The sequence below is a fragment of the Arenibacterium halophilum genome, assembly GCF_005938225.1.
Taxonomy (GTDB): domain Bacteria; phylum Pseudomonadota; class Alphaproteobacteria; order Rhodobacterales; family Rhodobacteraceae; genus Arenibacterium; species Arenibacterium halophilum.
Window position 1 is genome coordinate 69396 of the sequence record NZ_VCPC01000008.1, and the last position, 23042, is coordinate 92437.

19 protein-coding genes and 2 pseudogenes are annotated in these 23042 nt (G+C 63.2%); 3 read left to right on the plus strand and 18 right to left on the minus strand.

Annotated elements, in window-relative coordinates; genetic code table 11:
• Positions 1-73: 73 nt before the first annotated feature.
• Together FGK64_RS21565 and repC are read left to right on the plus strand one after the other, a co-directional pair.
• Positions 74-1254: pseudogene (locus tag FGK64_RS21565) on the plus strand (IS3 family transposase).
• 338 nt (positions 1255-1592) lie between these two features.
• Complete coding sequence (repC, locus tag FGK64_RS21570; protein ID WP_138865932.1) at positions 1593-2966, plus strand: plasmid replication protein RepC; 1374 nt, start codon at positions 1593-1595, stop codon at positions 2964-2966.
• Positions 2967-3068: 102 nt separating this feature from the next.
• Here the strand turns inward: repC and FGK64_RS21575 are convergent, their stop codons facing one another.
• The 14 genes and pseudogenes from FGK64_RS21575 to FGK64_RS21640 all read right to left on the minus strand — a co-directional run bounded on the left by FGK64_RS21575 (position 3069) and on the right by FGK64_RS21640 (position 18311).
• A complete protein-coding gene (locus FGK64_RS21575) occupies positions 3069-4094 on the minus strand; it encodes an SIS domain-containing protein (RefSeq protein WP_138865933.1) in 1026 nt (341 codons plus the stop codon).
• 23 nt (positions 4095-4117) lie between these two features.
• The gene (locus FGK64_RS21580; protein ID WP_171054190.1) at positions 4118-5047 is read right to left on the minus strand and encodes a glucokinase; all 930 of its coding nucleotides are present in this window, start codon (positions 5045-5047) and stop codon (positions 4118-4120) included.
• A gap of 1 nt (position 5048) precedes the next feature.
• A complete protein-coding gene (locus tag FGK64_RS21585; RefSeq protein ID WP_138865935.1) occupies positions 5049-6290 on the minus strand; it encodes a Gfo/Idh/MocA family protein in 1242 nt (413 codons plus the stop codon).
• The gene (locus FGK64_RS21590; RefSeq protein ID WP_138865936.1) at positions 6287-7300 is read right to left on the minus strand and encodes a LacI family DNA-binding transcriptional regulator; all 1014 of its coding nucleotides are present in this window, start codon (positions 7298-7300) and stop codon (positions 6287-6289) included. The genes FGK64_RS21585 and FGK64_RS21590 overlap by 4 nt, the downstream gene beginning before the upstream one ends.
• Positions 7300-8244: an ABC transporter permease gene (locus FGK64_RS21595; RefSeq protein ID WP_138865937.1), complete on the minus strand. Its 945-nt coding sequence runs from the start codon at positions 8242-8244 to the stop codon at positions 7300-7302. Before FGK64_RS21595 ends, FGK64_RS21590 begins: the two co-directional genes overlap by 1 nt.
• Positions 8241-9197: an ABC transporter permease gene (locus FGK64_RS21600; RefSeq protein WP_138865938.1), complete on the minus strand. Its 957-nt coding sequence runs from the start codon at positions 9195-9197 to the stop codon at positions 8241-8243. The genes FGK64_RS21595 and FGK64_RS21600 overlap by 4 nt, the downstream gene beginning before the upstream one ends.
• Position 9198: 1 nt before the next feature.
• Positions 9199-10692 (minus strand): sugar ABC transporter ATP-binding protein, encoded by a 1494-nt coding sequence (locus FGK64_RS21605; RefSeq protein ID WP_138865939.1) that lies wholly within the window; start codon positions 10690-10692, stop codon positions 9199-9201.
• A gap of 81 nt (positions 10693-10773) precedes the next feature.
• Positions 10774-11793 carry an ABC transporter substrate-binding protein gene (locus FGK64_RS21610; RefSeq protein WP_138865940.1) on the minus strand — a complete coding sequence of 340 codons (1020 nt, stop codon included), beginning with the start codon at positions 11791-11793 and terminating at the stop codon, positions 10774-10776.
• Positions 11794-12017: 224 nt separating this feature from the next.
• Positions 12018-12764 (minus strand): annotated as a pseudogene (locus FGK64_RS21615) (ISNCY family transposase); the annotation flags it as partial.
• A gap of 229 nt (positions 12765-12993) precedes the next feature.
• Positions 12994-14277: a TRAP transporter large permease gene (locus FGK64_RS21620; protein ID WP_138865941.1), complete on the minus strand. Its 1284-nt coding sequence runs from the start codon at positions 14275-14277 to the stop codon at positions 12994-12996.
• Complete coding sequence (locus tag FGK64_RS21625) at positions 14270-14797, minus strand: TRAP transporter small permease (RefSeq protein WP_138865967.1); 528 nt, start codon at positions 14795-14797, stop codon at positions 14270-14272. Before FGK64_RS21625 ends, FGK64_RS21620 begins: the two co-directional genes overlap by 8 nt.
• A gap of 52 nt (positions 14798-14849) precedes the next feature.
• On the minus strand, positions 14850-15830 hold the full coding sequence (locus FGK64_RS21630; RefSeq protein ID WP_138865942.1) for a TRAP transporter substrate-binding protein: 981 nt from the start codon (positions 15828-15830) through the stop codon (positions 14850-14852).
• Positions 15831-15914: 84 nt separating this feature from the next.
• Positions 15915-16796, minus strand: coding sequence for an NAD(P)-dependent oxidoreductase (locus FGK64_RS21635; protein ID WP_138865943.1), 882 nt, complete (start codon positions 16794-16796; stop codon positions 15915-15917).
• Positions 16797-16823: 27 nt separating this feature from the next.
• Positions 16824-18311, minus strand: a complete 1488-nt coding sequence (locus FGK64_RS21640; protein ID WP_138865944.1) for an aldehyde dehydrogenase family protein — start codon at positions 18309-18311, stop codon at positions 16824-16826.
• 242 nt (positions 18312-18553) lie between these two features.
• Here FGK64_RS21640 and FGK64_RS21645 point away from each other — a divergent pair, with 242 nt between their 5' ends.
• Positions 18554-19414, plus strand: coding sequence for an urea carboxylase-associated family protein (locus tag FGK64_RS21645; RefSeq protein WP_138865945.1), 861 nt, complete (start codon positions 18554-18556; stop codon positions 19412-19414).
• A gap of 25 nt (positions 19415-19439) precedes the next feature.
• On the opposite strand, the gene FGK64_RS21650 is transcribed toward FGK64_RS21645, so the two are convergent.
• The 4 genes from FGK64_RS21650 to FGK64_RS21665 form a co-directional block, all read right to left on the minus strand.
• Entirely contained in the window at positions 19440-19775 is a 336-nt protein-coding gene (locus FGK64_RS21650; RefSeq protein WP_138865946.1) for a type II toxin-antitoxin system RelE/ParE family toxin, read from the minus strand.
• Positions 19772-20029 (minus strand): type II toxin-antitoxin system ParD family antitoxin, encoded by a 258-nt coding sequence (locus tag FGK64_RS21655; protein ID WP_138865947.1) that lies wholly within the window; start codon positions 20027-20029, stop codon positions 19772-19774. Before FGK64_RS21655 ends, FGK64_RS21650 begins: the two co-directional genes overlap by 4 nt.
• Positions 20030-20143: 114 nt before the next feature.
• On the minus strand, positions 20144-21025 hold the full coding sequence (locus FGK64_RS21660; protein WP_210236615.1) for a TauD/TfdA dioxygenase family protein: 882 nt from the start codon (positions 21023-21025) through the stop codon (positions 20144-20146).
• Complete coding sequence (locus FGK64_RS21665) at positions 21022-23031, minus strand: TRAP transporter permease (protein WP_138865948.1); 2010 nt, start codon at positions 23029-23031, stop codon at positions 21022-21024. The genes FGK64_RS21660 and FGK64_RS21665 overlap by 4 nt, the downstream gene beginning before the upstream one ends.
• Positions 23032-23042: the final 11 nt, after the last annotated feature.

Here is a 23042-nt window from a genome sequence, read left to right on the forward strand (position 1 = left end):
ATCTTCGACGCGAAAGAGATCATAGAAGTCGAAACGGAAGCAGTACGCGCCTGAGTTCAAGGCCAAGGTCGCGTTGGCAGCCCTGAAGGGTGAAGAGACAGGAGCCGAACTGGCCAGATGGTTCGGGGTGCATCTAGGACCGGCAGGTGTTTGCATGCTAAAACCGAGAGGCGACGATGATCACCAATGGAAGTGAGCCCTGCTCGAAGGCGCCTCCGGTGTGTTCGAACGCGGGGGGCGCAAGAAACCCGAGATTGACGAGGAGCAGGTGAAGGAGTTCCATGCCAAGATCGGGGAGCTGGCGGTGGCCAACTCTTTTTTGGAACGAAAGCTGAAGCCATGGGGCGGGAAGTGAGGCGCGGCATGATCGAGCCTGACCACCCGGATCTGTCGATCGGCCAGCAGTGCAAGTTGCTGTCGATCGCGCTTTCGTCTTTCTACTACACGCCCAAGGGCGAGTCTGAGCAGAACCTCGCTCTGATGTGGCAGATCGATGAGCAGTTCCTGGAGACGCCGTTCTTCGGAGTTCGATAGATGACCTGGCACCTGCGCAACGACGGCCACCTGGTGAACGAGAAGCGCATCCGGCGGCTGATGCGCCTGATGGGGCTCATGCCGATTTACCAGAAGCCCAACACGAGCAGGCCGGCAAAGGGCCATAGGACCTATCCCTACCTGCTTAGAGGTCCGCGGGTGGAACGCCCGAACCAGGTCTGGTGTTCGGACATCACCTATCTGCCCATGCGCCGAAGGTTCCTCTATCTGGTGACGATCATGGACTGGCATACCCGCAAGGTTCTGTCCTGGCGCATCTCGAACACGCTGGAGGCCGACTTCTGTGTCGAGGCGCTGACCGAGGCCATCCACAAGTTCGGCCCGCCCGAGATAATGAATACGGATCAGGGGTCCCAGTTCACATCCTTCGCCTGGACGGATCGGCTGCGCCGATCAGCGGTGCGGATATCGATGGATAGGAAAGGCCGGTTCCTCCCCGCTCATGGTTTGCAAGCAAACCTCTGCCGGGCAGTGGACAACATCTTCATCGAGAGGCTGTGGCGCACCCTGAAATACGAGTGCGTCTATCTGCATGCCTGGGAGACCGGATCGGAGACGAAAGCGGCCATCCGGAAATGGATAAGCTTCTACAAACACCAGCGCCCGCATTCAGCCTTGGGCGGCCAGCCTCTGGCACTGGTCTATTGGCAGAGAAATGATATCAACCAACCCGATCAGCAGGTGCAACGAGTAGCTTAATTTACGCAAGATCCTGTTCAAGAGATGGGGAGTAGCTCACTGTCGGTTAAGAAGTCCGGTACTAGTGCCGCGTTCGCACATTGGCTGGAGAGCAATCTCGAGGACATCATCAGGAAATCCTATGCCGAATTTACAGATGTAAAATCGGAGGATGGCAATTGAGGACGAGCAGAAAGGAGGAAAGGTAAACAAAAGAAAACCCCCGAAACCGAAGCTTCGAGGGCTGCTGCGCAGAGCGCAATTCTTAGATTAGACACCTAGAATCTAGCAGTCAGCGAATCGCCACGCAAGAGAAAACGCCTTCGGGCGAACGGGATTTCTTTGTCTGCTGATAAACAATGGAACAAGTCGTCGATGCCCCATCAGGGGAGAGTGAGGTGCGTGCGCCTCAACACAAGAAAGGCGTGTCCAGCGCCAGGCAACCTTCGGGTTGGCGCAAGCCGACCCCGGGTCTTGGGGTGGCAGAGCAGCTTGCCCGGGACGGTGAACGGTTGGGGATATCCAAAACACGCGCCTTCGTGGCCGTAAAACGCGTGGGCGCGCATATTGGCCTCAAGCCTGGAGACATGATGCTGCTTGATACGCTTGGCGCATTCACCCAAACTCAGGACTGGGAGGAGGGAGCCCGGCCGATCGTCTGGGCCTCCAACGCTTATCTGATGGAGCAAACAGGTTTCTCGCTCTCAGCGCTGAAACGTCATACGCGGCGTTTGGCCGAGCTCGGTGTGATCAGCTTTCGTGACAGCCCCAATGGCAAACGCTGGGGGCGCAGGGACACAGAAGGGCGCATCATCGAGGCCTACGGTTTCGACTTGTCGCCACTTTCGGCGCGTGCAGAGGCATTTGAGGCGCTCTATGTCGATCTACACGCCGAGCGCACGCTCTGCCAGCGCCTGAAACGCCAAATCACGATTGCGCGCAGGGCAATCCGGGCACGCATCGAGGCGGCCTTCAACGGTGCCCTGCGCGGACCCTGGGTGCAATTCGCCGGACTGTTTGACGCGCTTCTGGGCAGGCTGCCGGGACGCAACGATGGCTCGGACCAGCTTGCACAGCTGCTCAGCGGGTTCGACGATTTGAGAGAAAAAGTCGATGCGGCGTACTTCGAGGCGACCAAGATGGACGGGGCTGTGGAAAAAGAGCGTGAAATCAAAGCTATGCCTGAAAAATTTGCAGACAAAATGACCCCCAGGGAGGTCACTATCGACCCCCACATACTATCTACAAATCAACTTAAATCAGTAATCCGTAAGTCCTCAAAAAATGGGGAACATGCCGCCGGCGCAGTGAATGCCCGGCCCGAAGACCAGATTGAGCCAGAGTTGGAGGCGTGGGTGGCGAAAGCGCATAAAGCACAAGCGGCCCTTGATCTGTCGACTGTGCTGCAAGCCTGTCCGGAATTTGCGTCTTGGGCCAGGAATGTGTCCGGGTTCTTGAAAGACTGGCGTGATCTACATCGGGCCGCCGGGCAACTCAGGCCGATGATCGGGGTGTCGGAACATGCCTGGAACGTGGCGCAGGACCGCTTGGGAAAACAGGTTGCGACAGCAGCGCTAGCGCTTGTTTTCGAGAAACATTGCGCAGGCGAAGTTTCCTCTCCCGGCGGCTTTTTGCGCGGTATGGTCGAGAAAGCCGGGGCAGGGGAGTTACACCTCGAACGCAGCTTCTATGGCCGGCTCAGCGGGCAGGGGGCCAAGATGGGCCTAACCTGAATGCAGCGCTCTCCAAGTGATCTTTGCAAGCCACTTGTTAAAGAAATGAGCTGTCTCGCAATGTGCTTTGCCGTGTCCGATAAAATTTCCGGAGGCTCCGTTTCAGGTCGTCTGGGTGACCTTCTTCAAAAGGTCCGGGCTGTCAGGGTTAAGGCCCAGAATCAGCGCGGCCTGACAGATTTCGGGGTAGAGCCCGATCAGCATGTCGGCGGCCAGAATGGCCCCGCAAGCGGGCGCATCGCTGCGCAGCGAAAGGCCCGAACGCAGGCGCAGAACCGGGCTGCCTGCCGCTGCGAACCGGGCTTGCGCCGTGTCCAGCCCCGCTTGCAGTTGCGGGTTTCCATCGTCCAGGATCAGCGTCAGCAGACGCGCGCCGCCCAGTTGCAGCGGGCCGTGTAGCACCTCTGTCGCGGAATAGGCCTCGGCGTGGATGGCGCAGCATTCCTTGATCTTAAGCGCGACCTCTTGCGCGGCGCCGAACATCTGCTGGCGCCCGATGACATAGATGTGCCGCGCATTGGCAATGCGGTGGGCCAGCGGCACATCGGTTTCGATATGGCCGAAGTCTCCGGCGCTGGTTTGCGCGGCAAAGCTGGCCTGCGCGCGGGCATAGTCGGGGTTCAGCGCCGCAATCAGCGAGACCCCGGCGCCGATGGCACCGGCGACCGATTTCGTTGCGGGCACGGCGAGTTCCGGCCCGGCCAGGATCGGAATGCGGTGGTGCGCGGCGGTTTCGATGTCAGAGCCATCCACGTTGGTGATTGCAACAACGCGCGCGCCGGTTTGCGCCGCGCCCTTTGTGGCCGCGACCAGATCGGCGCTGGCGCCGGATTGCGAGATCGCCAGCACCAGCGCGCCGGGCAGTGCCACGCCCGCGCCGATGGAAAACACCGAGGGCGGCAAGGTGGTGGCAGGCACGCCAAGCTGCGCCATCGCCGCATAGTTCACCACCGTGGCCGCCGCATCAGACGACCCGCGCGCGATCGAATAAATCGCGGTTGGTGCCCTTGACGGGCCAAGAACGTCTGCCTGCGACAGGGTGTTCGACAGGTGACGCAGGATCACGGCGGGGGCCTCGGCGGCCTCGGCGCGCATCAGCGATCCGGGGGCAGGGTGGTCGGGGGGCATGGCAGGCTCCGGTCTTGGAAAAGTCAGCTGTTGGACAGGGACAGGCAACCGGCAATCGCCGCCTGGTCCGAGGTGACAAGATGCACGGGCAGGCGGTTCATCACCGGGCGCATCCGGCCCTTGGCGGCAAAGGCGCGTTGAAAGGGGCCATCGGCGGGTTCGAGAAGCGGGCGCAGCGCGCGGGTCGGACCGCCCGACAGCCAGACGCCGCCGGTGGCCTGAAACAGCAGCGCGAGATCGCCCGCCAGTTGCCCCAGAAGCCGGGCAAAGGTTTCACAGGTGGCGCGGGCGGCAATATCGCTATCGGCCAGCCCCTGCGCGATGACCCGTTCTCCGTCGATCTGGTCGGCCCTGGCCCCGGTGATCAGCGCGTGAATTTCGCGCAGGCCCGAGCCCGAGAGCAGTCGTTCCACCGAACAGCGCGTGTATTTCGCCGTCATCGCCGCTTGCAGGCGCTGGTCCAGCTCGGTCAGCGGGGCGAAGGTGGTGTGCCCGGCCTCGCACACCACAACCGAGCCATTGGCCAGCCGCGCGGAACAGTTGAACCCGGTGCCCGCACCCAGAATGATGCGGGTGCCCTGTGGCGCGGGCGTGCCGGGTTTCACCGCCACGCTGTCCAGCGCCTCGGGCCGGGCCAGCGCGTGGCCCAGGGCCTCGAAATCGTTGACGATGCGCAAATCGGACAACCCCAGCGCGGCCACGATCTCGGCCCGGTCGATCACCCAGTCGCGGTTGGTCAGCACGATGCGCTCGCCCTCGGCCGGGGCGGCGATGGCGAGTGTGAGCCGGTCCACCTTGCGCCCGTCCAGATAGCCGCGCGCCAGCGCGATGAAATCCGCCGCCGACCCGTTGGGCAGCGAGCGCATGTCGTCGATCCGGTCAGAGCCGGGGGCGACAAGGCCAAAGCGGCAGTTGGTGCCGCCAAGGTCGCCCACCAGCAGGGTGCCGGTCACGTCAGGCCCCGCGCGCCACGACGGGCACGTAATCGTCCAGATCGGCGCAGGGGAAGGTGACCGTCGCCTGCGTTTCCGCCGAGAGGTACAGCGCCATCAGAATCTCGACCACGGCCAGACCGTCGTGGAAATTTTCATCCGGCATCTGGCCCTTGCGGAAGCGTTCGACCATGTGGCGGTTTTCGTCGGTATAACCATAGACCCCGGCCTCGTCCTCGAGCACCGGCATAAGGCCCTGTTCCGAGTTCTGCTTTTCCACCAGATCCTCGCCCTCGGCCCCCGAGACGCGGCGCGACATGAACACCTTCAGCCCCGACGACAGCGAGTCGAATTCCATCGAGTATTCCGGCCCCAGCATTTCCAGCTTGATGCGCAGACCGGCGCCGACATAGGCCCAGGAGGTCGTCGCCTCGATCACCATCTCGTTGCCGTCCTCGTCTTCCAGCAGCACCTGACCATAGGCGAAATCCTCGGTCGGGCGGTTGCGGAAATCGACCTCGGCGCCATAACGCTCGGCCAGTTCATCGGCATAGGTGGGGCGCGACCATTTCAGGGTCGAAGTCTTGCCGGTGGCCGATTTCACCTTCAGGCTTTCGCGCGGCTTGTCGGGGTCGGTCAGCAGGTGGCGGGCCACTTCGACCGAATGGCACATCATGTCCGACAGCGCGCCGCCGCCCTGTTTGTCACCCTGCCAGAACCATGCGGCGTGGGGGCCGCTGTGTTCTTCGGCGGCGCGGGCCAGATAGGGGCGGCCGGTGGCACGGGCGGCGCGGCGCCAGATGATTTCCTTGCCGCGGATGACCGGGGTGCAGAACACCTGGTTTTCCAGGTAGCCGTGCAGCAGCCCCGAATCCTCGACCAGCTCGACCATGCGGCGTGCCTCGCGCAGGGTGCGGGCCAGCGGCTTTTCGCAGGCCACCGCCCGGATGCTCGACCGCCCGGCCTTGACCTCGGCGTGGATGGTTTCCATCACGCCCAGCCGGGTGTGATTGGGCGACAGGATCCACAGCGCGTCGATCTGATCGCTTTGCACCAGTTCTTCCAGCGAGGCGAAGCCGGGGCAGGGGCCAAGGTCCAGCTCGTTCGACAGCGCGGTGATGCGGTCGCGGTTTTCGGCACTGCGCGAATAGACGCCCTGCACCGTGACATTGCGCACGCCGATCAGCGACCGCAGGTGAAATTCCGCGATGAAACCGGTGCCGATGATGCCGATGCGCAGCGAATCCTTGGGGGCAAATGTCATGGTTGGGTGCCTTCGTTCCTTGGGCGCGCCACTGTGGCCCGCTCTATCAATGTGGTGGGAAGCAGGGTTTCCTGCGGATCGTCGGTGCCGCCCAGCTGGGACAGCAGCATTTCCATCGCGTGGCGCCCGATGTCCTGCCGGGGCTGGCTGATGGTGGTCAGCGGCGGAAACACCGCGCGGCTGAGGTGAATGTCATCCATCCCGATCACCGATAGGTCATCGGGAATGCGCAAGCCCTGATGCTGCGCCTCGTGCAGCACGCCAAAGGCCATTTCATCGTTGGCGGCAAAGATCGCCGTGGGCGGCGTATCCAGCGCCAGCAGCGCGCGGGTGGCCTCGCGCCCCGAGTCGACGCCGAAATCGCCGGGTTGCAGATAGCCGGGCGGCAGGGTCAGCCCGTGCGCCGCCATCGCCGCGACGAACCCGGCCTTGCGCCGCGCGCTCATGCCTTCGCCTTCGGGGCCGGCGATATGGGCGATGCGGCGGTGCCCCTGCGCCACCAGATGATCCACCGCCTTCTGCGCGGCGGCGGCGTTGTCGATCACCACCTGGCTGAACCCGCCATCCTCGATCATTTCCAGCGCCACGACGACCGAGCCGTTCGGGCCTTTCCAGCCGTCGGGGATGCTGCCTGTCATCAGGATCATCCCGTCGGCATTGCCGTCGCGCAGCATCTCGAAATACTCGGCCTCGCGCGACGGGTTGTTTTCGGTATTGCCCATCAGGACGGTGTAATTCGCGTCGTGCGCGGCGGCCTCGGCGCCCTTGAACACCTCGAGGTAGAAGGGGTTTCCGATGTCGCGCACCGCCATGATGATCGACATGGATTTCTGCGTGCGCAGGGATCGCGCCTGCACGTTGGGGCGGTAATTCATCTCGGCCGCCTTGGCCTGCACCAGGGACCGTGTGGGTTCGGCCACCCGCCCCGGCGTGGAAATCGCGCGCGAGACGGTGGCGGTGGACAGGCCAAGCGCCTCGGCGATGTCCTTGATGCGAACAGCGCGGGCCATCAGCCACGCAACCCGCTGCTGCGGCCGTAGAACAGAAGCAGTACGATCAGCGCGCTGCCGAATATGATCTGGCGCCCGGATTCGTCGATGCTCAGCGTGGTCAGCAGGCCCTGAAGCACCACCAGAAGCAGCGCGCCGATCATGGTTCCGGTATAGCCGCCGCGCCCGCCCGACAGGGGCGTACCGCCCAGCACAACCGCGATGATCGAGGCGAGCATGTACTGCCCGCCGACATTGGCAAAGCTGGACCCGGAGTAGCCAAGGATGCACAGCCCCGCGATGGCGGAAAACACGCCCGACAGCACGTAAAGCAGCGTCCGCGTCACCCGCGTGGGCACCCCGGCCAGCCGCGCCGCGCCTTCGTTCGCCCCGATGGAAAAGATGCGCTGGCCGAACACGGTGCGGTTCAGCAGCCCGGCCATCGCCAGCCCGATAAGCAGCCACAGCCACAGGATGCCGGGCAGGCCCAGCCATTGCGGTTGCGACACGAAATCCGACAGCATAGGCGCAGCCCGCCCCGAGGGGATGCCATTGCGCGCCACCACCAGCAGGCCTTGCACCACGCCCAACATACCCAGCGTCATTACCAGCGGCGGAATGCGCAGCAGGGTCACGCCCAGCCCGTTCAGCAGCCCGATAAGGCTACCCACGGCGATACAGGCCAGGATTGCGGGGAACAGCCCGGCGTCGCTGCCGCTCATCACGTTGCCCGCGACGAGGGCCGCCAGCGAAATCACCCCGCCCACAGACAGGTCGATCCCTTCACGCCCGCCAAGGATCACAAGGTTCTGCCCGGCGGCCACGATGCCCAGCAGCGCCGCGACGATGGACAGCCGCAGGATTTGTTCGGGCGAGGCAAAGCCGGGCGACACCATCTCGCCCGCGATCATCAGCAGGACAACCAGCCCGGCGGCGATCAGGATCGGTTTCAGCGCGCCGCTCATGCCCGGGCCCTTCCGCTGAACAGGATGCCGACCATCAGCGCGGCCAGCACGGTCAGGCCCTGCACAAGGTTCTGCCATTCGGACGGCGTGCCAAGGAAAAACACGAGGCTGCCCACCAGCCCGATCACCAGCGCCCCCAGGACCGAGCCGAACAGCGTGCCGACCCCGCCCGACAGAGCCGCGCCGCCCAGCACCGCCGCCGCGACAGAATTCAGCGTGATCAGCCCGCCGACGTTCGGATCGCCACTTGCCGTATCGCCGGTGATGCATAGCCCCGCGAAGGCGGCAAAGACGCCGCACATGATATAGCCGCGCACCCGGATCGAGGTGACGGGCAGCCCGGTCTGGAAGGCGGCCAGCTGGTCGTCGCCCACGGTCAGCAGCCGTTGGATGAACCGCGACCGCGCCAGCAGGAAAATCAGCACCAGCAGTGCCGCCAGGACGAAATAGGCAAAGGGAATGCCCATGATCCGGCCACCGAAGGTGCGCCAGAACAGGCGTGGGGCAGGGGTGCCCGCCACGGGCATCACCCAAAGCGCAAGGCCCAGGAACAGGACCGAGGTTGCAAAGGTCGCCACGATCGCCTGCAATCGCAGGATCACCACCAGCACCCCGTTCAGCGCGCCACAGGCCGCGCCAACCCCCACCGCCAGAAGCATCGACAGCAGGATCGCGCCGGGCGTATCCCCCAGCGCCTGCATCAGCGACACGACGGTGACATTGACCAGCCCAAGAATCGCGCCCACCGACAGGTCGATATCGGCGGCAAAGATCACGATGGTCTGCCCCACCGCCAGGAACATCAGCGCAAGGTAGGTGCTGACCAGCCCTTTGATCGCATAGGCCGACAGGCTGTTGGGTTCGGCCAGCCCGTTCAGCGCGAACATGCAGATCAGGATGATCAGCACGGGCAGATAGGGGGGCATGGTGCGCAGCAGGGATCGGTGTGTCATGTCAGGCAGCCTCGAACGCGGCGCTGGTCAGCATCAGGCGGGTGCGGTCGTCGCCCGCCAGTTCACGCACGATGCGGCCGTTGTTGAACACGAGGATGCGGTCGGAATTGGCCAGAAGCTCGGCGTCTTCCGAGGTATAGAGCAGGATCGCCAGCCCCTTGTCGGCCAGCGACCGGATCAGCGCGAACAGCTCCAGCTTGGTCTTGAGGTCGATCCCCTTGGTCGGGTCGTCGAGCAGCAGAACCTGGGTTTCATCCATCAGCCAGCGCGAGATGATGACCTTTTGCTGATTGCCCCCCGACAAGGAACTGATCGGCAGCCCGGTGCCACCATGCCGCGTGGCCAGGATTTGCAGCACCCGGTCGACCTCGGCCGTCAGCGTGCCGCGCCGCAGGATGTGCTGGCGCGATTTGAACAGATGGATCGGGACCACGTTTTCAAAGATCGACCGCCCCGAGATCGCGCCATCGGTCTGCCGGTCGCCCGAGATATAGCCGAACCCGCCCCGGATCGCCCGCCGGGGCGAGGGCAGGGCGATGGGCGCACCGTCCAGCATGACCTCTCCGGTGGTCTGCTCCAGCCCGAAAAGCGCGCGCAGCAGGTCCGACTGGCCCTGCCCGTGCAGCCCGCCAAGGCCCAAAACCTCGCCCGCGTGAAGGCTCAGCGACACATCGCGCAACCGCCGCGAGGACACGCCCCGCAATTCCAGCCGCACCTTTCCCGGCGCAGGCGCCTCAGGCGGGTCGGCAAAGACACTCGCGCCGCTGTCGCCACCGACCATCTCGGCCACGATCCGGTCGCGCGTGGTCTCGGCCAGCGGTGCGGACGATACGGTTTCGCCGTCGCGAATCACCGTCACGCGGTCGCCGATTTCAAACACCTCTTCCATCCGGTGCGAAATGAACACGATCACCGCGCCTGCGGCCTTGCGCCGGTCCAGTTCCTTGAAAAACGCCTCGGTCTGGGCGCGGTCCAGCGCCGATGTGGGTTCGTCGAAGATGAAGATGTCGGCATTGCCCGCAAAGGTCTTGGCGATTTCCACCAGCTGCCTCTGATCGGGGCGCAGGTCGCCGACACGGGCAGCCATGCTGAACCCGTCGCTCGCCACGTCCCGAAACGGCGCAAAGACCTGCGCCGCCTGCGCCATCACCGCCTTGCGGTCGACCAGCCCTGCGCGGGTCGGCAGGTCACGCGCCAGGATATTCTCGGCCACGGTGCGGTTCTTCGACAGGCTGAGTTCCTGATAAAAGATCGAAACGCCCAGCTCGCGCGCCGCTTTCGGGTCGGGAATATCGACCGGGCGGCCATCCAGCGTGATGGTGCCGCCATCGGGTTTCACCGATCCGGCAAGGATCTTGCACAGCGTGCTCTTGCCCGATCCGTTGGCGCCCATGATGACATGCAGCTCGCCGGGGAACAGCTCGATCCGGCCGGATGTCAGCGCCTTGGTCGCGCCATAGGCCTTGTGCATATCGGTCATTGTCAGATGTGGCATCGGCTGTCACGCGGCAAGGGGGCTGGGATCATCGGACCGAAAAACGGTCCGATGCTAAGTCATACAATACTGTCGCGGGAGTTATTCGAACAGCGCCGTGGCGTCGCCGATCGACAGCTCCGAGGTGAACGAGGTATAGCCGGGCTGGCCCTCGAGCGCCTGCGACGCTTCGCTCAGGTTTTCATCCGAGATGAACGGAATCGGCAGATAGAGCGCATTACCATAGACACCGGCGGTCGCCGGCTCTTTCAGCTTTTTGCCTTGCAGCATGTTGACGGCCACGTTCAAAGCCGAGGCCATCACGCCCGGAGGGTTCACCGAAGCGCCCGACTTCAGCTTGTTTTCCGACCAGATGTCGATGAAGTCCTTGCGGATTTCGCCGGTGGCGTAAATGTCGTCGCGGCCCGCATCCTGCATCGCGCGCCAAGCCCCGGCGGCCATGCCGTCCTGCACCCATACGCCGTCGATGTCGGGATAGGTCGCCAGGATGTTCTGCATGGCCTGCTGGCCCTGCGCCTGATCCCAGTTGCCGTTGACTTCATTCACGATCTCGATGTCGGGGAATTCGCCGAACACTTCCTGATAGCCCGCAACGCGCATTTCGTTGGCCGGGTGCCCGGCCACGCCGTTGATCGCAACCACGGTGCCCTTGCCCTCCAGCGTTTCCGCCAGCCAGCGCGCCGACATTTCCGCCCAGCCTTTCTGGTCGATGCCGACATAGATCGCATCTGGGCTCGACACTTCGGCATCGGTCGCGATCACGAGAATCCCGGCGTCGGCCGCTTCGGCGAACACCGGGTCAAAGGCGGTGGGGCTGTTGGGGTTGATGATGATCGCGTCAACGCCCTGGCTGATGAAGTTGCGCACATGGGCGATCTGGCCCGGCACATCGACGTTCGCGCTCTGGACCTGCGTGGTCACGGTCACACCCTTGTCGGCCCATGCCTTGGCGGCTTCTTCGGCCTCGGCGATCATCTGGGTGCGCCATTCCGACCCGACCCAGCCGTTCGACAGCCCGATGGTGAATTCCTCGGCCGAGGCGGAAACCGCCGTCACGCCAAGCACGGCGGCGACACAGGTCGCCTTGAACTTGCCAGTCATTTCTCTCTCCCTGTTTCGATTCTCGAGGTTTGGTAATCGATTACCAAAGGTGCGTTCAACTGCCCTGACCTGTCAATGAAAATCTTGGGTTTCCATTTTGCTGAGGGGTCCGATCCGCGCGTTTGATCGTCCGCAAGGGACATCTGTGAGCGATAGTTGAACCGCGACTCGTATTCCTTATGAGGGTAGGGCGCTTTTCCCATCGCCTGCATCACCTTCCCAGTGCCCGAACTGGCGACGGTGTTCGCGCAGAGGATCTCGATGTTCAACTCGTTCAGGGCACGGCCAAACTGGGTCATCCCGTGGCCTGACTCCGCACCTTGGCTCGCAACACGGAACACCGTGTGTTTGTCACTGTAGAACGCCACAGGGCGTCCATGTTCATGCAGATAAGCTTCCAGTGCGCCGAAGTAGCTGAACGTGCTCTCAGACTTCACGAACACCAGATGCATGAGTGTGCTTGTGGCGTCGTCGATGAAGACGAGCAGGGTGCAGGCTGTCCCGCGATCCTCGAACCAGTGATGATCTGACCCATCGATCTGGATCAGCTCGCCGTAGCATTCCCGGCGCAAGCGTGGTTGGTGGAAGGTCCGTCTTTGCTTCCGGGACAGCCAGATACCAGCGTCCTGCATCCACTTGCGCAGCGTCTCGCGCGAGACCTTCAGTCCGTGATCTTCCTCAAGCTTCTCAGCCGCAAAGGTCGGCCCGAAGTCGATATAGTTCTCGCGCACCAGCGTCACCGCGAACTCCCGAACCGCCGGGTCGATACGATTGTTCGAAGCGCGGCCCCGCGCCTTGTGCCGGATCGCGGCCGGACCGTCGGTCTGGAACTTCTTCAGAAGCCTGTGAACCTGTCTCCGGCTCAATCCCAGAACATTCGCCGCAGTCGTCGCCGTCATTCGGCCTTGGCTCACCTGGCTCAAAACCTCGACCCGATTCAGCTCGCGCTCGCTCATCAGAATCCATCCCATGCCCGCAACCTCTGCCTGTTCTCATTGGGGCAGAGTGTGACACTTCTACTTTGCAGATGTGGGATACTTTAACTTTGCGGGTACACTCGAGACGCCCCATAAGCAAGGTTATGCTAAATAAGACCGAAGCCCCCGTGTCTTTGGGGCCAAATATCCCGGGGGAGTCCGCGCAGCGGGCGGGGGCAGAGCCCCTCTCATTCAGAGCGAGCTCTCCGCGCGTGCCCCATGATCAGAATCCGCTGATCCTGGGCAGCCATGTGGACAGGAACGGCACGAAGGTAATCAACAGCAACGCCACACCAGAGGCCAAGAAGAACGGCGGCATTTCCTTGACCAGCGTTGAAGGCTTCAGATTGACGGTCGAAGACACAACGAAGATTAGGCTGCCGACCGGAGGCGTTGTCAGGCCCAGCGTCAGGTTCACGATCACGATGATCGCGAAATGGTTCGGGTCGATCCCCAGCGCAAAGCTGATCGGCGCAAGGATCGGCACAAGGATCATCACCCCGGGCAGCGGATCCATGAACAGCCCGAACCCCAGCAGCAGCACGTTCACCGCCAGCAGGAAAACGATGGGCGACAGATCCCACGAAATGATTGTCTCGGCCAGAAACTGCGGCACGGATTCGATGATCAGCACCCAGGCAAAGGCCCGCGCCGCGCCCAGGATCAGCAGCACCGCGCCCGAGGTCAGCGCCGCGCGCAGCACGATCTGCGGCAGGTCGCGTAGCCGGAGCGAGCGATAGACGAACATGCCAACGATTAGCGCATAGAACACCGCAATCACCGAGGCCTCGGTCGGGGTGAAGATGCCGAACCGGATGCCGCCCACGATCAGCACGATCAGCAGCAGCGCGGGCAGCGCGTAAAAGGCGATCCGCCCAATCTCCACCAGTGGCGGCATCGGCGCGCCCGAGGCATAGTTGCGTTTGCGGCTGACATGGGCATTCGCCAGCAGCACAACGAAAGTGATAAGAATGCCCGGCAGCACCCCCGCCATGAACAGCGACCCGACCGAAACCTCCTGATCCTGCATCGCGTAGATGATCATGGTGATCGAGGGCGGAATGATCGGCCCGACCACCGCGCTGGCGATTGTCAGGGCACCGGAATAGGGGCGATCGTAGCCGCCCTTTTCCATCATCCGGATCATCATTGACCCGGGGCCCGCCGCATCGGCCAGAGCACTGCCGGAGATGCCCGCGAACATGGCCGAACTGACCACGTTGGCATGGCCCAGACCGCCGCGCATGTGCCCGACCAGCGATTGCGCCAGCCGCAGGATGGCCAGCGTCACCGCGCCACCGGTCATGATCTCCGACGCAAGAATGAAGAACGGCACCGCCAGCAGCGGAAAGCTGTCAAGCCCGGCGAACATCTCCTTCACAACCACAAGATGCGGATAGTTCGACGCAAGGCTGATTGCGGCAAAGACCGAAATCGCCATGGCAAAAGCCACCGGCAGCCCCAGCGCCAGCAGCAGGAACAGCATCGGAAACAGGATCTCAGCCATTGGCGCCTCCGGGCAGAACGCCATCGTCGGTGTCGTCGGTTTCAAGGCGCTTGTAGCTGCCCGACATCACGAAGGGATGGGCGATCAGCAGCAGATGCGCGATTAACAGCCCAAAGCCCACGGGCATGGCAGCATAGATGTAACTGAATGGCAGGCGCAGCGCCGGGGTCACCTGGTATTGCATCCGCTGGGCGTATTGCCAGCCGACCTGCACCATGAATACGAAGAACCCGAGCAGGGTCAGCACGATCAAAGCGCGCAGCAGCTTCTGAGCGGTGGAGGGGATCACATCCTGAAGGTTGGTAATAGCGACATGCCCGCCCGTCCGCAGGATCAGCCCAGCCCCGCTGAACGTCAGCCAGATCATCAGGTAGCGCGCGGCCTCGTCCGCCCAGGGCAGCGAATGCGAGGTCAGGTAGCGGAGCGAGATATTGTAGCCCACGATCACCGCCATGGCCGTCAACATCAGGATCAGAACCCAGCCGTTCATCCAGACAAAGGCGTGTTCAAGCCGTTTCACAAGGCGCCCCCAAAGCATGTGCCGGCGCCGTTACAGCGCCGGCACGATCGGATCACTTGAAGTTCACGATCGAGTCGACCAGGTCCTGGCCATAGGTGTCGTAGTAGCCCTCATAGGCTGCTGCGATCGATTCCTGGAAGGCGGCCTTTTCCTCGGCCGACAGCGCGTTCACTTCCATGCCGCGCTCTTTCAGGGTTTCCACGCCGGTGGTTTCCACGTTGTCCACATAGCCGCGCATTTCTGCCGCCGCCTCTGTGGCTGCCTTTTCAAACGCTGCTTTCTGCGCGTCGTCCAGACCGTCCCAGAACGGCTTTGATACCAGCAGCATGGCGGGCGAATAGACGTGGCCCGACAGGGTCAGGTACTTCTGCACTTCGTTCAGCTTGACCGAAACGATCACCGACAGCGGGTTTTCCTGACCGTCGATCACGCCTTGCTGCAGCGAGGAAACCACTTCGGGCCAGGCCATCGGCGTGGGCGCGGCGCCCATCGCGTTGAAGGCCGCCAGGTGCACCGGGTTTTCCATGGTGCGCAGCTTCAGCCCGGCCACGTCGGCAGGGGTGTGGATCGCGTTGCGGTTGTTGGTGATGTGGCGAAAGCCCTGTTCGCCCCAGGCCAGACCGTGCAGGCCGACGTTGTCGAACTTGGCCAGGATGTCCTGGCCGATCTCACCGTCCAGCACTGCGCGGGCATGGTCGAAACCGTTGAACAGGAACGGAATGTCGAACACGCCGGTTTCCGGCACAAAGTTCGCCAGCGTCCCCGACGACACGATGGTCGCTTCGATGGTGCCGATCTGCAGGCCCTCGATCACTTCACGCTCGCCACCCAGACCGGACGAGGGGAAGTGTTTGAAGTCGAACGCATCGCCGGTTTCGGCTTTCACGACTTCTTCGAATTTCTTCGCGGCGACGCCATAGTGGCTGTCGGGCGCAAGGGCGTAGCCGATTTTGACTTCGGTCTGCGCAACGGCCGGCAGGCCAAGCGCGACAAGCAGGCCGGCCGAGACCAGACTACGGGTAACAAACGTCATGGATTTTCTCCCTCCAGATGTGGCTTGTTGCTACACAAGCCGAAATTCAGACACAACCCTGTGCAGGGGTCTACGCGGGGCCGCTCAGGACGCCCCGCCCCGGCGGAACAGGCGCACCAGTTCGGGCACATAGGCGGTGCCATCCCCGGCGCTGACCGGCCCGGCCAGCGCGGCAGAGACCCCATCGGCGATGGTGGTCTGCGCTCCGGCTTCCTGCGACATGGCGCGGTAGTAATCGATGTCTTTCTGCGCGTTTGCCACGGCAAAGGGCAGCCCGTCGCGGTTGCCATCGGTGATATAAGGTGCCAGCCGGTCCAGCGCGACGCTGGCGCCGCCGCCCCCGGCCAGCACGTCCACGAACACCTTCGGGTCAACCCCGGCATCCGCCGCCTGCGCGCCCGCTTCGGCCAGCAGGGTCATGAACCCGACCGAGACATAGTTGTGCAGCAGCTTCAGCCGGTGCCCATGCCCCAGCGCGCCGACATGGTCGACCTTTTCGGTGAAGGACGCCAGCACCGGCCGCACCTTGTCCAGAACCGCAGCATCGCCTCCAGCCAGCAGGTTCAGCGTGCCTTCGTGCGCGTGTTTCGCGGTGCGCGTCATCGGCGCGTCGATATAGGCGCCGCCCGCCGCCTGCACCGCTTCGGCCATGCGCAGGGTTGAATCGGGCAGGGCCGTGGAACAATCCACCACCACGGCGCCGGGTTTCAGGGCGCCGACCAGCCCGTTCTCTCCGGTCACGATCGCCTCGACCTGGGGCGAGCCGGTGACGCAGAGGATGATCACGTCCGAGGCTGCCGCCACCTCGGCCGGGGTGGCGCAGGGTTGCGCGCCCAGGCCACGGATTTCGTCGGTGGGCTGGTTGCCGGGGTGATCCAGAAAGCTGAGGCCAAAGCCGCCCCGCGACAGGACGTTGCGCGCGATGCCATGGCCCATGAGGCCGACGCCGATGATACCGACATGCATGATGTGTTCTCCTTGCCCGGGCACGGATCAGTCCGCGTTGATCCAGATCGCTTTCGTGTTCAGGTATTCTTCCATGTGCTCGGTCCCGCCTTCGCGGCCATAGCCCGACATTTTGACGCCGCCGAAGGGCACGGCCGGGTCGATGGCGTGATACATGTTGACCCAGACCGATCCGGCCTTGAGCCGGTTCGCCAGCTTGTGCGCGGTGCCGAGGTGGGTCGAGAAGACGCCAGCGGCAAGGCCGTAGGGCGTGGCGTTGGCGCGGGCCACAACCTCGTCCAGCGAGTCGAACGGCAGCGCCGAGATCACGGGGCCAAAGATTTCCTCGCGCGCGATGGTCATCTCGTCCGTCACGCCGCCGAACACGGTGGGGTGGAAGAAGTGACCGCCTTCAAACGCCGCGCCTTCAACGCGCGCGCCGCCGGTCAGCACTTCGGCGCCTTCATTCGGCCCAACTGCCATGTACCCGGCGATGCGGTCCGCCTGCCGGGCCGAGATGATCGGGCCGATGTCGGTGTCTTCCTGAATGCCGTGGCCGATGCGCAGGTTCGCGGCGTAGTCGGCGACGCGGCGGATGAATTCATCGTGGATTTCACGCGCCACGAACAGGCGCGACCCGGCGATGCAGATCTGGCCCGAGTTGGCAAAGACCGCCATCGCCGCCACCGGCACGGCCTTTTCGATGTCGGCATCGCGGCAGACGATGACGGGCGACTTGCCGCCCAGCTCCAGCGAGACGTGTTTCAGGTTGCCCACGGCGGCGCGGGCAATCGACTGGCCCGTGGCGGTCGATCCGGTAAACACAATCTTGTCGACGCCGGGATGTTCAGCCAGCGCAGCCCCGGCCTCGGCGCCATAGCCGGTGACGACATTCAGCACCCCGTCGGGCAACCCGGCTTCCTGCATCAGCCGCGCGATCATCAGCACGGTCAGCGACGCCTCTTCCGAGGGTTTCAGGACCACGGTGCAGCCCGTCGCGATGGCCGGGCCAATCTTCCAGATCGAGCCCGCGATGGGCGCGTTCCACGGGATGATCGCGCCGACCACGCCGATGGGTTCGCGCACCGTCTGCGAATAAATCTCTCCGGGGAAGGAATTCGGGATCGTCGCGCCGTGAATGGCAACCGCCTGCCCGGCATAGAACCGCAGCATCCCCAGCACCCGGCGGCTGTTGGCCAGCGTGCGCTGGATCGGCATCCCCATGTCGAGCGTATCCGACAGGCACAGGCTTTCCCACTCGGCCTCGAATTTTTCCGCGATGCGCAGCAGCAGGTTCTGACGCTCATAGGGCGTCCATTTCGCCCAGGGACCTTCGAACGCCTTGCGCGCGGCGGCAACGGCGGCGTCGATGTCGGCGGATGTGCCGCGGGGCACCGTTGCCAGCAAGGAACCATCGGCGGGGTTGCGCGCCTCGAACACCTCGCCCGAGCGGGACTTGCACCATTTGCCGTCGATGAACATCTGGCGGAACTCGCCATCATACAATGCGGCCGCCGCTGCGTTCCAATCCGTCATGTCGCCTATCCCTTGCGTGATCTTAAGCTGCGTCCTGAAAGGCAATCCGGTACCGTACGACGCAGGGTCTCTCTACACCCGGGGCTTTCCTGAATACCAGACGAATGCGTCGCCCCAAAGCCGAACCACCTTAGAAGGATTTGCCCGAAGGCACGCTCTGGCCATCTGGCGTTGGTCGTGCGATGCCCGCATCATTCTCCCTTGACCCGAACCCGAGCCGCGTCAGAAGCTGTGCGTATCAGATGAAACCAGTTCCCATCACCCCGCCCCCCGCCGACGCCGCCGATCGCAAGGCCATCGCCCCGGTTGTCTGCTATCCGACTGACACCCAGCCCCGGCCCGATCTGGCATCGTACCGGGTGTTGCGCGATGGGTTGAAGCTGGTCGAGGCCGTCACCGTTCCGCCGCGCGACGCGCGCAGCTGGACGGTTCCGGCCGGGCATTTCTTTCGGATCGTATCGACCGAAGGATCGCAGGTTGGCGATTTGAACCTGTTCAACGCGCATGATCTGACCGAACGGCTTTACACCGGGAAAACCCGTGCCTTGAATGGCACCCATGTCGGGCTGGGCGATCAGCTGTATTCCAGCTTTCCCAGCCTGCGGCCGATGGCCACGATTACCCATGATACGCTGGACTGGTATGGGTTCGACGCCTTTGGCGGAGCGGTCCACGACGTGATCGGGACGCGCTGCGATCCCTATACCCACGCCCTGCTGTCGCATGGCGACCAATATCATAACTGTTGCCACTCGAACCTGACACGCGCGCTTAGCGACGCGACCGGGCTTTCGCTGGTTGAGGCGGAACCGCATGTTCACGACGTGCTGAACGTTTTCATGTGCACCGGTTTCAGCCGTGACACCGGCCAGTATTTCATGAAAGCCAGCCCGGTTCGCCCGGGCGACTATCTGGAATTCTTTGCGGAAATCGATCTGCTGGGTGTCCTGTCAACCTGCCCCGGCGGGAATTGCTCGGCCGAGCATTCCTCGGACGCAGCCGCCTGCTTTCCGCTGCTGGTCGAAGTGTACGAAGCCGAGGCACGCCCCGAAGGCTGGGTGCCTCCGGCAATAAACGGCTACAACCGCAGCCACGGGCGCTGATCCCTTGTCGGCCAAACGCGCGCATTTATGAAGGCTCATCCCTGCGAGCCGTCAATGCGGCGATATGGCGTGGCAGGTCGCTGCGGCCATGCAGGATGTCGACGATAATCACAGTGTCGGGCCGATCCAGAAACACCAGATAGTGGCCCCCTGCCCTTGCATACCGCAGGTCTTCGGCATCGGGGACCAAAGCGGCGCAGCTCCGGCTGTATGCCTGGCCGGTCACGATGGCCTGACAGCAACCCAGCAGTTCTTCCTCGTAGGCGTCGGCCTGTTTCGGCCCGAAGGTGTCAAAGGTCCACTTCGCAATCTCGATCAGGCTGGCCTCTGCGCGACGTGTCAGCCGAAAGGATCGCCTCATGAAGCCGCGCGGGCCCTCCGAAAGGCCCGCCGGATCGCGTCTTCGCCGGTGCCATCTGCCAAATCGCCCGCTTCGGCCTGCGTCAAACCTTCGACCAGGCCGCGCCGTATCCCCGCAAGCTGGGCTTCCTCCAGCTCAAGCAGCCTGAGCCCGGCGCGCATCGCTTCGCTTACATTCTGATACCGTCCGGAGGCAACCAAGGCCTGAACCAGCTGGTCCTGTGTCTCGGTCAGAACGACGTTGCGTGTTACCATGGCTCGGGTCTCCTTGTTGGCAATATATGCCAACAAGGAGACCCGATCAATACGTGGCCTTCGGTATAGCGGGCCCGCCACGGCCGTTTGCGTCCGGCCGCAGCAGGGAAAGGTTCAGATCGGGCGGTCGCCATTCACAGTGACCCGATGCATTTCGCGGCGGAACCCGTGATAGTCGTTGAGCGCATAGTGATAGGTACAGCGGTTATCCCAGAACGCGACAGAACCTTCGGCCCAGCGGAACCGGCAGGTGAATTCGGGCCGCGACGCGTGGCGCACGAGGAAATCGATCAAGGGCTGGCTTTCCTCGCGGGTCATGTTCTCGAACCGCGTGGTGAAGGCCTGATTGATAAACAGGCACTTGCGCCCGGTTTCGGGGTGGGTGCGCACCACGGGATGCACGGCGGACAGCACCTGCCGCTTGTCCTCGCGCAGCTTGGTGCTGCGGGTCTTGTTGCGGTCTTCGTCGCCATCCTTGCCACCCAAAAGATAGGCATTGCTGTGGATCGCGTTGAGCCCGTCCAGCATCGCCTTCATCCCGTCCGATAGGGCGTCATAAGCCATGGACAGGTTCGCAAACAGCGTGTCGCCGCCATAAGGCGGGATTTCGCGCGCATAAAGGATCGACCCCATCGGCGGCTCGGGCAGAAAGGTGACATCCGTATGCCAGGTATCACCGATATTGTGCTTGGCATCCTTGTCCTTGACCACCGCGAGGATTTCGTCGTGACCGGGAAGAGGCTCGTAGGTGGGGTGGATGTTCAGCCCACCAAAGCGCCGCCCGAAATCCTTGTGTTGGTCCGGAGTCAGCGATTGATCGCGAAAAAACACCACCGAATGTTCAAGAAAGGCGCGATGGATCTCGGCAAATGCCTCTTCCGAGAGATTTGCCAGGTCGACCCCCAGAAGTTCTGCCCCCAGCGACCCGGCCAGCGGCCGGACGTCTATATGCTGGTAGACCTGCTCTTGCGGCCTGGTCTGGGTCATTGCGGTCATTGTTCGTACTCCTTCTTTTTCATCTGAAAGGTGCCGGATCGCCCGGCGAGAACCGAGCGGATGCCGATGTGCAGCGCGGCCAGCAGCAGACCCGCGAGGTTGAGAAGATTGGAGGGCTCGACGAGGCAATAGGCGATGCCAAGGTAGAGGATCCGCTCGGGCACGGTTTTGGCGGGATGACCGCTGACCGCGACCCCGAAGGCGACCGCGCCGGCGATTGCAGTGGCGACTGTATACGCCAATGCCACCAGACCAAATTCGCTGCCGATGATCAGAAGCTCGGGGTTGTAGACAAAGATGAAAGGCATGACGAAGGCCATGCCCGCATATTTCACCGCCGCATTGCCGGTGGCCGCGACCTTTGCCTCGGCCAGGGCCGCGGCGCCGAAACTGGCGATCATCACCGGTGGCGTAATGAGCGAAAGCACCGCGAAATACAGCACGAACATATGTGCGGCGATGATCGGAACGCCAAGTTCAACAAGGATCGGCCCGCCGATAGCGACGGTAACAATGTAGGCCGCTACGGTCGGCATCCCCATGCCAAGGATCACGCAGGTCACCATGACCAGAAGCAGGGCGATGAACATATGCCCGCCGGTGATCGTCAGCAGCTGGCTCGACAGGCGCAGGCCCAGACCGGTTTCGTTGATCACGCCAACGACGATCCCAGCGGCGGCACAGGCCACGGAAGCGATGATGGTCGTTCGCGCGCCGGTATGCAGGCAGTGTACGATATCGGTCAGGCTTAGCCGCGTCTCGCGGCGCAGCATCGCGGCGAGGATGGCCACCCCCAGCCCGATCAGCGCGGCCATCATCGGTGAATAACCCACCACCAGGGCACCCACCAGCGCCGCCAGTGGCAGGATCATGTGTGACAGACGCAGGATTTCGCCCTTCTTGGGCATCATCTCGTCCGGGACGCCGGCCATGTTGTCGCGCCGGGCGGTCAGGTCGATGGCGACGAAAAGGGACACATAGAACAGCAGCGCAGGCAGGGCGGCTGCTATGATGATATCGGTGTAGGGAATGCCGGTGATATCGGCCATCACGAAGGCGACCGCCCCCATGATCGGCGGTGTCAGCTGCCCGCCGGAAGACGCCGCTGCCTCGATCCCGGCGGCATTGTGCGGCTTGATCCCGATCCGCTTCATCAGCGGGATGGTCACGGCGCCGGTCGCCATGACGTTTGCTAGCGCGCTGCCCGAGATGCTGCCGAAAGACGCGCTGGTGACCACGGCCACCTTCGCGGGCCCGCCCGGCGATCGACCGGTCAGCGCGAGACCGCAGCGTTGGATCAACATGCCCGTCTGCGAGCGTTCGATGAAGGCGCCGAAGATGATGAACAGGAAAACATAGGTGGCGATCACCCCGATGGGCGAGCCAAAGATGCCCTTTGTCGTCATGTAGAGGCTGAGGAACAGGTCGGTCGGGTCCACCGGGCGATGTCGGAAGATGGAAAAGCTGTTGCCGCCCCATAGCCCATAGGCCAGCACAACCAGCAGCAGGATCGCGATGGGCAGGCCGATGCAGCGCCGCGACAGTTCAACCACGATGAAGACAAGCGACACGCCCAGCCAGACATCCATCTGCGTGAAGGAATAGAACGCAAAACGTTCCTCGAAATCTGTCGGGTCCAGAATGGCGTTGAGCGAGGCGGCAATCAGCGCAAGCGCGATCACCGCGTCGATCGTCCAGGTCCAGTCGGGCAAAAGGAAATCCCTGCGCCGCCCCCGGAGGTCGAAGAAGATCAACCCGATTAAGCCAATCAGCATCAGGTGCAGCGGGCGCAGTACAAAGGTTTCGTAAGCCCCGACAAAGGGAATGTAGATGTGGTAAAGGCTCGCGCCGACGGCGATCAGGATGCCGACAAGCGCGACCCAGCGGCCCCAGCCTCCGGAACCGGGTCTGCGCAGCAGATCACGCGCGCAGATCCATTCGTTGCAGCCCCGTTCACTGCCTGGAGTGCTGAGCTCTGCCGCACCCGGTTGTCTGGAAGATGACATGACGATCCTCG